At 68.3% G+C, this 15,118-nt stretch carries 13 protein-coding genes and 1 riboswitch; of the genes, 12 read left to right on the forward strand and 1 reads right to left on the reverse strand.

Translation table 11 applies throughout. The features are described from left to right. Positions 1 to 105 precede the first annotated feature (105 nt). Positions 106 to 1,584 carry an FAD-binding protein gene (locus EB75_RS22440; protein ID WP_073697471.1) on the forward strand — a complete coding sequence of 493 codons (1,479 nt, stop codon included), beginning with the start codon at positions 106 to 108 and terminating at the stop codon, positions 1,582 to 1,584. Here the strand turns inward: EB75_RS22440 and EB75_RS22445 are convergent, their stop codons facing one another. Beyond that, positions 1,585 to 3,507: an ABC transporter ATP-binding protein/permease gene (locus tag EB75_RS22445; protein WP_073697516.1), complete on the reverse strand. Its 1,923-nt coding sequence runs from the start codon at positions 3,505 to 3,507 to the stop codon at positions 1,585 to 1,587. Positions 3,508 to 3,631: 124 nt separating this feature from the next. On the opposite strand from EB75_RS22445, the gene secA2 reads away from it, so the two are divergent. The 11 genes from secA2 to gcvP all read left to right on the forward strand — a co-directional run bounded on the left by secA2 (position 3,632) and on the right by gcvP (position 15,116). Beyond that, positions 3,632 to 5,989 (forward strand): accessory Sec system translocase SecA2, encoded by a 2,358-nt coding sequence (gene secA2, locus EB75_RS22450; protein ID WP_073697472.1) that lies wholly within the window; start codon positions 3,632 to 3,634, stop codon positions 5,987 to 5,989. Between the two features lie 9 nt (positions 5,990 to 5,998). After that, positions 5,999 to 6,610 (forward strand): CDP-alcohol phosphatidyltransferase family protein, encoded by a 612-nt coding sequence (locus tag EB75_RS22455; RefSeq protein WP_073697473.1) that lies wholly within the window; start codon positions 5,999 to 6,001, stop codon positions 6,608 to 6,610. Further along, positions 6,607 to 7,530, forward strand: coding sequence for a DUF881 domain-containing protein (locus EB75_RS22460; protein WP_073697474.1), 924 nt, complete (start codon positions 6,607 to 6,609; stop codon positions 7,528 to 7,530). Before EB75_RS22455 ends, EB75_RS22460 begins: the two co-directional genes overlap by 4 nt. A 10-nt stretch (positions 7,531 to 7,540) precedes the next feature. Further along, a complete protein-coding gene (locus tag EB75_RS22465; RefSeq protein ID WP_073697475.1) occupies positions 7,541 to 7,873 on the forward strand; it encodes a small basic family protein in 333 nt (110 codons plus the stop codon). 12 nt (positions 7,874 to 7,885) lie between these two features. Further along, the gene (locus EB75_RS22470; RefSeq protein ID WP_073697476.1) at positions 7,886 to 8,656 is read left to right on the forward strand and encodes a DUF881 domain-containing protein; all 771 of its coding nucleotides are present in this window, start codon (positions 7,886 to 7,888) and stop codon (positions 8,654 to 8,656) included. Between the two features lie 74 nt (positions 8,657 to 8,730). Next, entirely contained in the window at positions 8,731 to 9,126 is a 396-nt protein-coding gene (gcvH, locus tag EB75_RS22475; RefSeq protein ID WP_073697477.1) for a glycine cleavage system protein GcvH, read from the forward strand. Between the two features lie 199 nt (positions 9,127 to 9,325). After that, a complete protein-coding gene (garA, locus tag EB75_RS22480; protein WP_073697478.1) occupies positions 9,326 to 9,802 on the forward strand; it encodes a glycogen accumulation regulator GarA in 477 nt (158 codons plus the stop codon). 15 nt (positions 9,803 to 9,817) lie between these two features. Further along, a complete protein-coding gene (gene ftsR, locus EB75_RS22485; protein ID WP_073697479.1) occupies positions 9,818 to 10,531 on the forward strand; it encodes a transcriptional regulator FtsR in 714 nt (237 codons plus the stop codon). 52 nt (positions 10,532 to 10,583) lie between these two features. Further along, positions 10,584 to 11,081 (forward strand): bifunctional nuclease family protein, encoded by a 498-nt coding sequence (locus EB75_RS22490; RefSeq protein WP_073697480.1) that lies wholly within the window; start codon positions 10,584 to 10,586, stop codon positions 11,079 to 11,081. Positions 11,082 to 11,325: 244 nt separating this feature from the next. After that, positions 11,326 to 11,952: a MerR family transcriptional regulator gene (locus tag EB75_RS22495; protein ID WP_073697481.1), complete on the forward strand. Its 627-nt coding sequence runs from the start codon at positions 11,326 to 11,328 to the stop codon at positions 11,950 to 11,952. Between the two features lie 42 nt (positions 11,953 to 11,994). Further along, a riboswitch (glycine riboswitch) is annotated at positions 11,995 to 12,092 on the forward strand. 129 nt (positions 12,093 to 12,221) lie between these two features. Further along, positions 12,222 to 15,116, forward strand: coding sequence for an aminomethyl-transferring glycine dehydrogenase (gene gcvP / locus EB75_RS22500; protein ID WP_073697482.1), 2,895 nt, complete (start codon positions 12,222 to 12,224; stop codon positions 15,114 to 15,116). The last annotated feature ends 2 nt before the right edge of the window (positions 15,117 to 15,118 follow it).

The following is a 15,118-nucleotide window of genomic DNA, read 5'->3' on the forward strand; positions in this document are numbered from 1 at the left end:
CAATGCTCGTGTCTCGGCGTTATTGTCTAGTCGATCACTGATCAGACACGTGTCCAGGTTGGCCCGCTGACCGCCGCCCGGACCCCACCCGAAACCGGAGAGACGATGCACACTGTTCCCGAGACCGTCAACGCCGCCGACATCGCCGAATGGTCCGACGAGGCCGACGTGGTCGTGATCGGCTTCGGCATCGCCGGTGGCTGCGCCGCGGTCAGTGCCGCCGCTGCCGGGGCCAAGGTCCTGGTGCTGGAGAAGGCGGCCGCCGCGGGCGGCACCACGTCCATGGCCGGCGGCCACTTCTACCTCGGCGGCGGCACCGCGGTGCAGCAGGCCACCGGCCACGACGACACCGCCGACGAGATGTACAAGTACCTGGTCGCCGTCGCGCACGACCCCGAACACGACAAGATCCGCGCCTACTGCGACGGCAGCGTCGAGCACTTCAACTGGTTGGAGGACTTGGGCTTTCAGTTCGAACGCAGCTACTACCCGGGCAAGGTCGTGGTGCCGCCGGGCACCGAGGGTCTGTCCTACACCGGCAACGAGAAGGTGTGGCCGTTCTGCGAGCAGGCCAAGGCCGCGCCCCGCGGGCATTCGGTCCCGGTGCCGGGCGAACTCGGCGGCGCCGACATGGTGATCAAGCTGCTGCTGAAGCGCGCCGACGAACTCGGCGTCGAGATGCGCTACGAGACCGGTGCGACCAACCTGGTGGTGGACGAAAACGGCGCTGTGGCCGGCGTCCGCTGGAAGAACTTCGGCGTCACGGGTGCGGTCAAGGCCGGTGCGGTGATCATCGCCGCGGGCGGCTTCGCGATGAATCCGGAAATGGTGGCCGAGCACACGCCGGCGCTCGGCCAGAAGCGAAAGACCAAGCACCACGGCGAAGTTGAGCCCTACATCCTGGGCAACCCGAACGACGACGGGCTGGGCATCAAGCTCGGCGTGTCCGCTGGCGGCGTCGCCAAGAACCTGGACCAGCTGTTCATCACCGCCGCCTGCTACCCGCCGGAAATCCTGCTGACCGGCGTCATCGTCAACAAAGACGGCCGGCGGTTCGTCAACGAGGACTCCTACCACTCGCGCACGTCGGCTTTCGTGCTCGAGCAGCCCGACCAGGTGGCCTACCTCATCGTCGACGAGGCGCACACCGAGATGCCGGCGATGCCGCTGATCCGGTTCATCGACGGCTGGGAGACCATCGCGGAAATGGAAGAGGCGCTGGGCATTCCGGCCGGGAACCTGGCCGCGACGCTGGAGCGCTACAACGCCAACGCGGCAGCCGGCGGGGACCCGGACTTCCACAAGCAGCCGGATTATGTTGCGGCGCAGGACAATGGGCCGTGGGCGGCGTTCGACCTGTCGCTGGGCCGGGCCCTGTACTCCGGATTCACCATGGGCGGCCTGTCGGTCAGCATCGACGGCCAGGTGCTGCGCGCAGACGGCACCGCGGTGCCGGGGCTGTACGCGGCGGGCGCCTGCGCGTCGAACATCGCGCAGGACGGCAAGGGCTATGCCAGCGGCACCCAGTTGGGTGAAGGCTCGTTCTTCGGCCGGCGAGCCGGAAAGCACGCCGCCGCACGGTGATCAGACCCGGGCGGGTTCGCCGTCCTGGTCCTCGATGCGGGTGAGCCGCCACTGGCCATCGCCCAGCAGTTCCAGCTCCTGCTGGTGGTGCTGCTCGACGGTGCTGCGGTGGCTGACGCTGACCACGGTGGTGTCGGGCAGCTCCGTCCGAACCAGTTGGTACAGCATCATTTCCAGGCCTTCGTCGAGAGCCGAGGTGGACTCGTCGAAGAACAGGGCCTTCGGTCGGGTCAGCAGCACGCGGGCGAACGCGACGCGCTGCTGCTCGCCGGGGGAGAGCACCTTGGCCCAGTCGTCGACCTCGTCGAGGCGGCCGGCCAGATGCGGCAGCGCGACCTTGGCGAGGACCTCCTGCAACTCGGCGTCGGTGTAGTCCCCGGACTTGCGCGGGTAGGACACCACGGTGCGCAGATCGCCCAGCGGCACATAGGGCAGCTGGGACAGGAACAGCGTCTCGTTCTCGTCCATCGGGAAGTGCATGGCGCCGTGACAGAAGGGCCACAGCTTGGCCAGGCTGCGCAACAAGGTGGTCTTGCCGGCACCGGACGGCCCGGTGATCACCAGCGCCTCGCCGGGGTACAGGCACAGATCCAGCGGTGCGATGAGTTCGCGGCCGTCCGGTGTGCTCACCGTGACCTTCTCCAGCGTGATGGTGTCGTCGGGGCAGTCCTCGGTGGCGAGCTCGGGCAGGTGCCGCGCCGCGTCGTTGGCCGTGACCAGGCCGTACAGACGGATGATGGCAGCGCGGTACCCGGCGAACTGGTCGTACACGTTGCGGAAGAAGGACAGACCGTCCTGGATGCTGCCGAACGCCGACGCGGTCTGGTTCATGTCGCCGAGCTTGATCTCGCCGGCGAGGAAGCGCGGGAACTGCAACACATACGGCAGCGGCACGATGATCTGGCTCATCGACAGGTTCCAGCCGTTGAGGCCGATCATCCGGTTCACGTAGCGCTTGTAGTTGTCGACGACCGGTGCGAACAGCCGCCGCAGACCTGTCCGCTCGGCGAGCTCACCGTGGTAGAAGGCGACGGCCTCGGCGGCGTCGCGCATCCGCACGAGCGCGTAACGGAACGCCGCGTTGAAGCGTTCGTTGTCGAACGACAGCCAGATGATCGGGCGGCCGATCCAGAACGTGACGATCGACGCGATCACCACATACCCGATGCCGACCCAGAACATCGCCTTGTCGAGGGTGAAGCCGGCGATGGTCAGGGGACCCGACAGGTTCCACAGAATCGCGGTGAACGAAAGCATCGAGGCGATGGCGTTGATGGCGCCGAACAGCAGCGTCGAGGTGGTCATGTTGTTGGGCGTGTTCGGCAGTGGACCCACGCCGGCGGTGAAGATGTCGACGTCGCTCTGGATGCGCTGGTCCGGGTTGTCGATGGTGTCGTCGATGAACCGCGACCGGTAGTAGGCCTTGCCATCGAGCCAGTCGCCGGTGAGCTGATCCGTCAGCCACGCGCGCCACCTCAGGATGAACCGCTGCGTCATGAACAGGTCGAGCATGATGCGCCCGACGTGCAGCGTGGCCAGCAGCGAGAAGATGCCGATCGACATCCAGAACCCGTGCGCGCCGGAGTCTTTCACCGCCTGGTCATGACCCGCCAGGCCGGAGGCCACCACCTGGAAGCTGGTCATCAGGTCGTTGCTCTGATAACTGAAAAGCACGGTGAGCCGAACGCCGGTGATCACCGACAACAGCAGCACCGCCAGCCACAGCCACACCTTGATACTCGCGCGGCCGACGAAGTAGCCGCCGGTGATGCGCCAGAACTGCCGCCCCCAGACGGTGAACCGGCCGATGGCGACGAGCACCACCAGGGTCGAGACCGCTGCGATCAGCCAGGCTTTGGCGATCCACCACAGCGACGTCGTGAGCTCACTGCCCCAGTCGAGGGTCGGGGTGAACAAATCCATCCCCGCAAGGTACCCGTGCGCCTCGGGGGCCCGCGCGACGACGGGCACAGACCGTCATGAATCCGTCACTGATGCATGTGGACACGCATATGGCGGCGCCGGACCGGCCCGGTACCTTTGACCTGTGGCGAAAACCAGCACCGCGAAATCCGGCCGGCTGAGCAGCAAGTTCTGGAAGCTGCTCGGTGCTTCCACTGACAAGAACCAGAACCGGTCCATGGATCAGGTTCGCGCGTCCGCGGAATTCGATGACAAGGCCGCGGGGCTGGACGACGAGCAGATCACCAAGGCCGCCAAGCTCCTGGAACTGTCCGACCTCGCCGACGCCGCCGACATCCCGCAGTTCCTGGCCATCGCCCGCGAGGCGGCGGAAAGGACGACCGGACTCCGGCCTTTTGATGTACAGCTGCTCGGGGCCCTGCGCATGATGGCCGGCGACGTGGTCGAGATGGCCACCGGTGAAGGCAAGACCCTGGCCGGCGCCATCGCCGCCGCCGGCTACGCGCTGGCCGGACGGCACGTGCACGTCATCTCGGTCAACGACTACCTGGCCCGCCGCGACGCCGAATGGATGGGACCGCTGCTGGCGGCGATGGGCCTGACGGTCGGTTGGATCACCGCCGAGTCGACGGCCGACGAACGGCGCGCCGCCTACGAGTGCGACGTCACCTACGCCTCGGTCAACGAGATCGGGTTCGACGTGCTGCGCGACCAGCTGGTCACCCATGTCGACGACCTGGTGTCGCCGCGGCCCGACGTCGCCCTGATCGACGAGGCCGACTCCGTGCTGGTCGACGAGGCGCTGGTGCCGCTGGTGCTGGCCGGCACCACCCACCGCGAGACGCCGCGGTTGGAGATCATCCGGCTGGTCGGCGAGATGACCTCGGAGAACCGCGTGGACGACTCGCTGCAGTACTACGACACCGACGCCGACCGCCGCAACGTCCACCTCACCGATGCGGGCGCGCGCAAGCTGGAGAAGGCCCTCGGCGGTATCGACCTCTACTCAGAGGAACACATCGGCACGACGCTGACCGAGGTCAACGTGGCCCTCCACGCGCACGTCCTGCTGCAGCGCGACGTGCATTACATCGTGCGGGACAACGCCGTTCACCTCATCAACGCCTCCCGCGGCCGCATCGCGTCGCTGCAGCGCTGGCCGGACGGCCTGCAGGCCGCCGTCGAGGCCAAGGAAGGCATCGAGACCACCGAGACGGGCGAGGTCCTCGACACCATCACCGTGCAGGCCCTCATCGGCCGCTACCCGACGGTGTGCGGCATGACCGGTACCGCGCTGGCCGCCGGTGAGCAGCTGCGCCAGTTCTACCGGCTGGGGGTGTCGCCGATCCCGCCGAACACGCCGAACATCCGCGAAGACGAGACCGACCGCGTCTACATCACGGCGGCCGCCAAGAACCAGGCCATCATCGAGCACATCCAGAAGATCCACGAGACCGGCCAGCCGGTGCTCGTCGGTACCCGCGATGTCGCCGAATCCGAAGAGCTGCACGCCAAACTGGTCAAGGCCGGGGTGCCGGCCGTGGTGCTGAACGCCAAGAACGACGAGGAAGAGGCCGCCGTCATCGCCGAGGCCGGCAAGCTCGCCACCGTCACCGTCTCCACGCAGATGGCCGGCCGTGGCACCGACATCCGCCTCGGCGGATCCGACGTAAGCGACCAGTCCGCCGACAAGAAGCGGGTCGCCGAGCTCGGCGGCCTGCACGTCATCGGCACCGGCCGGCACCACACCGAACGCCTCGACAACCAGTTGCGTGGCCGCGCCGGTCGCCAGGGCGACCCGGGATCGTCGGTGTTCTTCTCCAGCTGGGAGGACGACGTCGTCGTCTCGCACCTGGAACCCGAGAAGCTGCCGATGCAGACCGACGAAGATGGCCGGATCATCAGCGACAAGGCCGGCTCGATGCTGGAGCACGCGCAGCGCGTCGCCGAGGGCCGCCTGCTGGACGTGCACGCCAACACCTGGCGCTACAACCAGCTGACGGCGCAGCAGCGCGCGATCATCGTCGAACGCCGAGAGACGTTGCTGCGCACCACGACCGCGCGCGACGAACTCAAGGAGCTGGCGCCGGACCGGTACCAGGAACTGGCGGACCAGGTCGGTGACGACGAGCTCGAGCGGATCTGCCGGATGATCATGCTGTACCACCTGGACCGCGGCTGGGCCGACCATCTGGCCTACCTGTCCGACATCCGCGAGAGCATCCACCTGCGCGCGCTGGGCCGCCAGGATCCGCTCGACGAGTTCCACCGCATGGCCGTCGACGCGTTCGCGTCGCTGGCGGCCGACGCCATCGAGGCCGCGCAGCAGACCTTCGAGACCGCCAACGTGCTCGAGGACGAACCCGGCCTGGATCTGTCCAAGCTGGCCCGCCCGACGTCGACGTGGACGTACATGATTCACGACAACCCGCTGGCCGACGACACGATGGCAGCACTGAGCCTGCCCGGGGTATTCCGTTAGGTTTAGCCCATGAGCACCACCAACCCGGACGCCGCATCGAGCGACCGGGTGCTGACGATCCCCAACGCGCTCAGCGCGTTGCGGTTGCTGCTGGTCCCGGTGTTCCTGTACCTGCTGCTGTCGGCGCATGCCAATGGCTGGGCCGTCGCGATCCTGATGTTCAGCGGCTTCTCCGACTGGGCGGACGGCAAGATCGCGCGGCTGGTGGCGAACCAGTCGTCGCGGCTGGGCGAGCTACTGGACCCGCTGGTCGACCGCATCTACATGCTGGTTGTGCCGGTCGCGCTGGCCATTGCACACGTCGTGCCGTGGTGGTTCGTGCTCACCCTGATCGCCCGGGACGTGGTGCTGGCCGCGACCCTGCCACTGGTGCGCAGCCGCGGTCTGACCGCGCTGCCGGTGACCTACATCGGTAAGGCTGCGACGTTCGCGTTGATGTCCGGGTTCCCGCTGGTGCTGCTGGGGCAGTGGCCGGACGCGTGGAGCCGGGTGGTGCTGGCCTGCGGCTGGGCGTTCCTGGTGTGGGGCATGGCCATGTACCTGTGGTCCGCGGTCCTGTACCTGATCCAGGTGACCATGGTGCTGCGGGAGCTGCCGCCGGTGGCGAGGTCCGCGGCGTGACAGAAGCCGGGACACCCCGGGACCGGGCACTGGGCGGCTACCGCCCGGAAGCGGGCCGCAACAGTCACGTCGCCGACGAGCCGGTCCGGATTCCCGTGCCGTCACTGCTGCGGTCGCTGCTCACCGACCATCTGGACCCCGGTTACGCCGCCGCGGCCGAGCGCCGTGCCGGTCGCACCGGCTCCCGGCTCGCCGACGGCGCCTGGCTGCTGGTCGGCGTTGCGGCGGTGTCAGTGGTGTTCGTGACGGCGGCGCAGCACGCGGTGTCGATGGCCCCGGCCACCACCCAGACCCAGCACGTCCTGTCCGCGAACGCGCGCACCGCCGAAGCCCGCACGCGCGACAGCACCGCCACCCGGGACGCGCTGGCCGGCCAGGTGGAGGCCGCACGCCGGAGCCGGCTGGCCGGCGACGAGAAGGGCCGTCAACTGCTGGAGGCCCTCGACCAGGCCGAGTTCAGCGCCGGGGCGACATCGGTGACCGGGCCCGGCCTCACCGTCACCGTCACCGAACCCCCGCGGAGCCCGAACCTGTCCGACGTGTCCAAGCAGCGGGTGGCCGGCAGCCCCCAGATCATCCTCGACCGGGATCTGCAGCTCGCCGTCAACTCGCTGTGGGCGGCGGGCGCCGAGGCGGTGGCGGTCGGCGGTGTGCGGATCGGCCCGAACGTGACCATCCGGCAGGCAGGCGGTGGCATCCTCGTCGACAATCAGCCGGTGGCCAGCCCCTACGTGGTCGTCGCCATCGGCCCGCCGCATGCCATCCAGGAGGTCTTCGAGCACTCGCCGGCCATGCAGCGGCTGACGCTGCTCGCCAGTTCGTACGGTGTGGGGATCAGCGTCCAGACCCGGGACAAGCTCACGGTGTCGGCCGCGTCGGTACGAGATGTCAACTTCGCCAAGGAGATCGGACCAAAGTGAGCAGTCGCACATGATCGGTATCGCGGCACTGGTGGTCGGCATCGTGCTGGGGTTGATCTTCCACCCCAGCGTGCCGGAAGCCGTCCAGCCCTATCTGCCGATCGCCGTCGTCGCGGCGCTCGACGCGGTGTTCGGGGGACTGCGGGCCTACCTGGAACGCATCTTCGATGCCAAGGTGTTCGTCATCTCGTTCGTCTTCAACGTCCTGGTCGCCTCGGTGATCGTCTACGTGGGTGATCAGCTCGGCGTCGGCACGCAGCTGTCGACGGCGATCATCGTGGTTCTGGGCATCCGGATCTTCGGCAACGCGGCGGCGCTGCGTCGCAGGTTGTTCGGGGCGTGATGGTGGCGCCCCATGACTGACGACGAACAGCACGGCCGGCACGAGCTACCCGACGGGGTGCCGGCCCGGCTGCCGCGCACCCGGTCCCAGCTGATGTTCGGTGCGCTCGCCGTCCTGCTCTGCGTGCTGCTCGGCGTGGCGATCGCGACGCAGGTGCGACAGACCGAATCGGGTGATGCGCTGGACACCGCGCGGCCCGCCGACCTGCTGGTGCTGCTCGACTCGCTGCAACAGCGGGAAGCCGCTCTCAATACCGAAGTGGCCGACCTGCAGAAGACGCTGTCGGCGCTGCAGGCGTCGGGAAACAACGATCAGGCGGCCATCGAGAACGCGCAGGCGCGGTTGCGGGCGCTGTCGATCCTGATCGGCACCGTCGCGGCCACCGGCCCCGGCGTCACGATCACCATCGAGGACATCGCGCCCGGCGTGTCGCCGGAGACCATGCTCGACGTCATCAACGAGCTGCGCGCCGCCGGCGCCGAGGCCATGGAGATCAGATCCGGCCAGGGCGATCAGCGGACCGCCGTCCGGGTCGGGGTCGATACCTGGGTGACCGGAACCGCGGGTGCGCTGGTGGTCGACAACGTGACCATGAACCCGCCCTATTCCATTCTCGTCATCGGTGATCCGCCGACGTTGGCGGCGGCGATGAACATCCCCGGCGGGGCGATGGACAGCGTCAAACGGGTTGGCGGCACAATGACCGTGCAACAGGCCGACACCATCGATGTCACGGCCCTGCGGCAACCGAAACCGCGTCAGTACGCTCAGCCCGTCAAGTAGCCGTCGGGCCTGATCGTCGAGCCGTATCGTTACTGACCGACCAACACACAATCACCGAAATCGCAAGGAGCGTCGTGAGCGAAACGCCAGCCGATCTGCTGTACACCACCGAGCACGAATGGGTGCGCCGCACCGGTGAGGGCACCGTGCGCGTCGGGATCACCGATTTCGCGCAGGGCGCCCTCGGTGACGTGGTCTATGTCGATCTGCCCGAGGTCGGCACCACCGTCGCCGCCGGCGATGTGTTCGGTGAGGTCGAATCGCCCAAGACCACCTCTGAGCTCTACGCCCCGATCGCCGCGAAAATCGTTGCGGTCAACGGTGATCTGGAGGGCTCGCCCGACCTGGTCAACTCCGACCCGTACGACGCCGGCTGGCTGATCGAACTGGCTGCCGACGCCGACGAACTGGACAGCCAGCTTGCCGGCCTGCTCGACGCGGACGGCTACCGGGCGACCCTGGACGACTGACCCCTTTGTTAGGGTGCTGCGGTCCGGTTCGGCCGCGGCGACACCAAAGTCGGCTCGGCGGATCCGGCGGTGGCGGGCACACCGGCCCGCGCCGCGCGGTACGGTCAATAGTGGGACGTACGCGACATCGATGACTGCTGGCAGGACTGCCGGCCGGTCGTGCAAGAGAGCGCCACAGCAGCCAGTAGAGGAGCAGCGCGTGACGGATAACGACAGCGGTTCGGGGACCGATTTCGGCTCCGAGGAGGCAACGGTGGAGACCACGTCGGTCTTCCGCGCGGACTTCCTCAATGCGCTCGACGCCCCGGCTTCGACGAGCGGCACCAGTGCCGTCTCCGGAGTTGAAGGACTGCCGGTGGGCTCGGCCCTACTGGTGGTCAAGCGCGGGCCGAATGCGGGCTCGCGATTCCTGCTGGATCAGCCGAGCACCTCGGCGGGACGTCATCCCGACAGCGACATCTTCCTCGACGACGTGACGGTGAGCCGTCGGCACGCCGAGTTCCGGCTCGAGTCCGGCGAGTTCCAGGTCGTCGACGTGGGCAGCCTCAACGGCACCTACGTCAACCGCGAGCCCGTCGACTCGGCGGTGCTGGCCAACGGGGACGAGGTCCAGATCGGAAAGTTCCGCCTGGTGTTCCTGACCGGCCCCAAGACCGACGACAGCTCGGCTGGTTAGCGTTCCGGTCAGTCCATGACGCAGCCCGACCGCAGTGCAGTGGCCGGGATGTCGATCGGAGCAGTTTTCGACCTGCTCCGACCCGACTTCCCGGATGTGACGATCTCCAAGATCCGGTTCCTGGAGGAACAGGGTCTGGTCACGCCCGAACGCACTGGGTCGGGCTACCGTCGTTTCACCGCCTATGACTGCGCGCGGCTGCGCTTCATCCTGTCGGCGCAGCGGGATCAGTACCTGCCGCTGAAGGTCATCAAGGCCCAACTGGATGCCCAGGCCGACGGCGCGCTGCCGTCGAACGGATCCGCTTACGGCGTACCGAAATTGGTTCCGGATCTCGACAGTGATCAGGCCGATGTCGCCCCCGCCCAGGTGCGGCTCAGCCGCGAGGATCTGCTGCAGCGCTCCGGCATCACACCGGACCTGCTCGCCGCGCTGGTCAAGAGCGGCGTCATCATTCCCGGCCCGGCCGGGTTCTTCGACGAACATGCCGTCGTCATCGCGCAATGCGCCCACGCTCTGGGCGAATACGGCGTCGAGCCACGGCACCTGCGGGCCTTCCGGTCCGCGGCCGACCGGCAGTCGGACCTGATCGCGCAGATCGCCGGCCCCATCGGCAAATCCGGCGCCCGTGACCGGGCCGACGAACTCGCCCGCGAAGTCGCCGCTCTGGCCATCACGCTGCACACCTCGCTGATCAAGTCTGCTGTGCGCGACGTTCTCGATCGCTGAGGACTAGACTCGAATTCGTTGATGGCACACGGATTGCGGAGGGCAGACGCAGATGGGCGAGGTTCGTGTGGTCGGCATTCGGGTGGAGCAGCCACAGAACCAACCCGTGCTGTTGCTCCGCGAATCCAACGGTGACCGGTACCTGCCGATCTGGATCGGGCAGTCCGAGGCTGCGGCCATCGCGCTGGAGCAGCAGGGTGTCTCCCCGGCGCGTCCGCTGACGCATGACCTGATCCGGGATTTGATTGCCGCGCTTGGTCATTCACTGCGCGAAGTGCGCATCGTGGACCTGCAGGAAGGCACCTTCTACGCCGACCTGGTGTTCGAGCGCGACATCACGGTGTCGGCGCGGCCGTCGGACTCGGTGGCCATCGCCCTGCGCATGGGCGTGCCGATCTACGTCGAGGAGGCGGTGCTGGCCGAAGCCGGTCTGCTCATCCCCGATGAGAGCGACGAGGAGTCGTCGGACGGCGCCGTGCGGGAGGACGAGGTCGAGAAGTTCAAAGAGTTCCTCGACAGCATTTCTCCGGACGATTTCAAGGCCACGTAGGCCCCGACTCACCGTCCCGCCGGGCCGTTGTCACGGATGCATCTCAGTTAGGTCAGCACGCGTCGACACTCGGTGCGCCGTTTGCGGATTCGACGAATCCGCGCCACATACTTTCCTCGTTCTGGTGACAGGCTGAAGTGGCCCGGCGGGAAGCGTATGCTCGACACATTCGAGCAGCGGACATGCCCGCCGAGCAGCAGTGGCCGCCAGGCAGGGTTAGTTCGATCGGCGAGAGGATCAGGCAGTGGGCGATGACACGCCACGTCAAGAGCAGTTGGACCTGACGACCAGCGGCGCGCCCGAGCAGGCCGCCCCGACGCCGGCTCCCGTGCCGGTGCAGGCAGGCCTGTTCCCTGATGAGTCTGTTCCCGACGAACTGGTCGGCTACCGCGGGCCGAGCGCCTGCCAGATCGCCGGCATCACCTACCGCCAGCTGGACTACTGGGCCCGCACGTCGCTGGTCGTCCCGTCGATCCGCGGTGCCGCCGGCTCCGGCAGCCAGCGCCTGTACTCGTTCAAGGACATCTTGGTCCTCAAGATCGTCAAGCGCCTGCTCGACACCGGCATCTCGCTGCACAACATCCGCGTCGCGGTCGACCACCTGCGCCAGCGCGGTGTCCACGACCTGGCCAACATCACGCTGTTCTCCGACGGCACCACGGTGTACGAGTGCACGTCGGCCGAAGAGGTCGTCGACCTGCTGCAAGGCGGTCAGGGCGTGTTCGGCATCGCGGTCTCGGGCGCCATGCGCGAGCTGACCGGCGCCATCGCCGACTTCCCGGGCGAGCGCGCCGACGGCGGCGAGTCCATTGCCGCACCCGAGGACGAGCTGGCGTCGCGCCGCAAGCAGCGCGACCGCAAGATCGGCTAGCTGCCGGCGCCAGGTGACCGACCGGTAGACTGGCGCGCGCATCGTCCCGACGCGGGAGAGTTCTGTGGCCGCCAGCCATGGACGCCGAAGGAGCAATACCTCTCCATCAACCTCTCAGGCCCCCGGACCGCGCCGGAGCCCGATGCCTCTGGAAAGCGGCGAGCTGTGACTCGCCCGCCCATGGGGAAAGGCCGACCACCGTCGGGCCGAATCTCTCAGGCACAGACGACAGAGGGGGAGGGAACCCCCTCACGTCTGGAGAGGCCGTCATGACCGACAGCACGTCCCGTTCCTCTGCCGAGCACCACCAGCTGCGCTTCGTCGACCGGCACATCGGCCCGGATGCCGACGCGGTGGCCACCATGCTCGAGGTCATCGGCGTGGACTCCCTGGAAGAGCTGGCCGCCAAGGCCCTGCCCGCCGGGATTCTCGATGCCCTGTCCAGCACCGGCCTGGCCCCCGGACTCGATGAGCTGAAGGCGCCGGCCTCCGAAGAGCAGTCGCTGGCCGAGCTGCGGGCGCTGGCCGAGACCAACACCGTCGCGGTGTCGATGATCGGTCAGGGCTACTTCGACACCCTGACCCCCGCCGTGCTGCGTCGCAACATTCTCGAGAACCCGGCGTGGTACACGGCCTACACGCCGTACCAGCCGGAGATCAGCCAGGGCCGCCTCGAGGCCCTGCTCAACTTCCAGACCATGGTCACCGACCTGACCGGCATGGAGATCGCCAACGCCTCCATGCTCGACGAGGCCACTGCCGCGGCCGAGGCCATGACGCTGATGCATCGCGCCGTCAAGGGCGACTGCCGCCGCCTCGCCGTCGACGCCGACATCTACCCGCAGACCGCCGCGGTGCTGGCGACCCGCGCAGAACCGCTGAACATCGAGATCGTCACCGCCGATCTCCGCCACGGTCTGCCCGAGGGCGAGTTCTTCGGCGTCATCGCCCAGGTGCCGGGTGCCAGTGGCGCGGTCAACGACTGGTCCGCGCTGATCGCGCAGGCCCACGAGCGCGGCGCCCTGGTCGCCCTCGGCGCGGACCTGCTGGCGCTGACGCTCGTCACCCCGCCCGGTGAGATCGGTGCCGACGTCGCCTTCGGCACCACCCAACGTTTCGGTGTGCCAATGGGATTCGGTGGCCCGCACGCCGGTTACCTGGCCGTGCACGGCAAGCACGCCCGCCAGCTGCCGGGGCGGCTGGTCGGCGTCTCGGTCGACGCAGACGGCGCCAAGGCCTACCGGTTGAGCCTGCAGACCCGCGAACAGCACATCCGCCGTGACCGGGCCACCAGCAACATCTGTACCGCCCAGGTGCTGCTCGCGGTGATCGCCGCGATGTACGCCAGCTACCACGGGCCGCGCGGGCTGACCGCCATCGCGCACCGGGTGCACGGCCACGCCCTCGCCGTAGCCATGGGACTGAAGGAGGCCGGCGTCGAGGTCGTCCATTCCGGATTCTTCGACACCGTCCTGGCTCGCGTGCCCAGCAAGGCCGAGCAGGTGCAGGCCGCCGCCAAGGAGCGCGGCATCAACGTCTGGTTGGTCGACGCCGACCACATCTCGGTGTCGTGCGACGAGGCGACCACCGCCGACCACGTCGACGCGGTGCTCGCCGCGTTCGGTGCGACCCGCGGGGGTCACCACTGGGACGGCCCCGAAATCCACACCCGCATTTCGGAGTTCCTGACGCACCCGGCGTTCTCGCGGTACCGCACCGAGACCGAGATGATGCGCTACCTGCGCGCGCTCGCCGACAAGGACATCGCGCTGGACCGCAGCATGATCCCGCTGGGCTCGTGCACCATGAAGCTCAACGCGGCCGCCGAGATGGAGCCCATCACGTGGACCGAGTTCGCGCGGCAACATCCGTTCGCCCCGGCCTCGGACACCCCGGGCCTGCGCAAGCTCATCGCCGACGTCCAGGCCTGGCTGGTGAGCATCACCGGCTACGACTCGGTGTCGCTGCAGCCCAACGCCGGGTCGCAGGGGGAGTACGCCGGTCTGCTGGCCATCCGTGCCTACCACGAGGCCCGTGGCGAAGCCGGCCGCAACATCTGCCTCATCCCGTCCAGCGCCCACGGCACCAACGCCGCGTCGGCCGCCATGGTCGGCATGAAGGTCGTCGTCGTCGCGTGCCGCGAGAACGGCGACGTCGACCTGGATGACCTGCGCGCCAAGATCGCCGAGCACGCCGGCGACCTCGCTGCGCTGATGATCACCTACCCGTCCACGCACGGGGTGTACGAGCACGACGTCGCCGACATCTGCGCCGCAGTGCACGACGCAGGCGGTCAGGTCTACGTCGACGGCGCCAACCTGAACGCGATCGTCGGCCTGGCCCGCCCGGGCAAGTTCGGCGGCGACGTCAGCCACCTGAACCTGCACAAGACCTTCTGCATCCCGCACGGCGGTGGCGGCCCGGGCGTCGGCCCGGTGGCGGTGCGCTCGCACCTCGCGCCGTACCTACCCGGCCACCCGCTGGCCGCCGAACTCGCCGACGACGCTCAGGCCCATGGGGCCGCACGGCCCGTCGTCTCGGCCGCGCCGTACGGTTCGGCGTCGATCCTGCCGATCACCTGGGCGTACATCCGGATGATGGGCGCGGCGGGTCTGCGGGCCGCGACGCTGACCGCGATCGCGTCGGCCAACTACATCGCCCGCCGCCTCGACGAGCACTACCCGGTGCTCTACACCGGCGAGAACGGCATGGTCGCCCACGAGTGCATCCTGGACCTGCGGGCCATCACCAAGGCCACCGGCGTCACCGTCGACGATGTGGCAAAGCGCTTGGCGGACTACGGTTTCCACGCGCCGACCATGAGCTTCCCGGTGGCCGGCACGCTGATGGTCGAGCCCACCGAGAGCGAGAGCCTCACCGAAGTCGACGCCTTCATCGCCGCGATGATCGCGATCAAGGCCGAGATCGACCAGGTCGGCTCCGGTGAGTGGCCGGCCGACGACAACCCGTTGCGCAACGCGCCGCACACCGCGGAGTGCCTGCTGGTCGACGAGTGGAAGCACCCGTACACCCGCGAACATGCCGCCTACCCGCTGGGCAGGGGCTTCCGGCCCAAGGTGTGGCCGCCGGTCCGTCGTATCGACGGCGCGTTCGGCGACCGCAACCTCGTCTGCTCCTGCCCGCCGATCGAGGCCTTCGCCTAGCG

The sequence above is a fragment of the Mycobacterium sp. ST-F2 genome, assembly GCF_001905655.1.
In the GTDB taxonomy this organism is placed as follows: Bacteria; Actinomycetota; Actinomycetes; order Mycobacteriales; family Mycobacteriaceae; genus Mycobacterium.

Bases quoted from the DNA above. Each gene is read 5' to 3' on its own strand.
- ftsR (WP_073697479.1), top strand. From the start codon at position 9,818: ATGACGCAGCCCGACCGCAGTGCAGTGGCCGGGATGTCGATCGGAGCA.
- EB75_RS22490 (WP_073697480.1), top strand. From the start codon at position 10,584: ATGGGCGAGGTTCGTGTGGTCGGCATTCGGGTGGAGCAGCCACAGAAC.
- EB75_RS22445 (WP_073697516.1), bottom strand. From the start codon at position 3,507: ATGGATTTGTTCACCCCGACCCTCGACTGGGGCAGTGAGCTCACGACG.
- EB75_RS22465 (WP_073697475.1), top strand. From the start codon at position 7,541: ATGATCGGTATCGCGGCACTGGTGGTCGGCATCGTGCTGGGGTTGATC.
- EB75_RS22455 (WP_073697473.1), top strand. From the start codon at position 5,999: ATGAGCACCACCAACCCGGACGCCGCATCGAGCGACCGGGTGCTGACG.
- EB75_RS22440 (WP_073697471.1), top strand. From the start codon at position 106: ATGCACACTGTTCCCGAGACCGTCAACGCCGCCGACATCGCCGAATGG.
- gcvP (WP_073697482.1), top strand. From the start codon at position 12,222: ATGACCGACAGCACGTCCCGTTCCTCTGCCGAGCACCACCAGCTGCGC.
- EB75_RS22470 (WP_073697476.1), top strand. From the start codon at position 7,886: ATGACTGACGACGAACAGCACGGCCGGCACGAGCTACCCGACGGGGTG.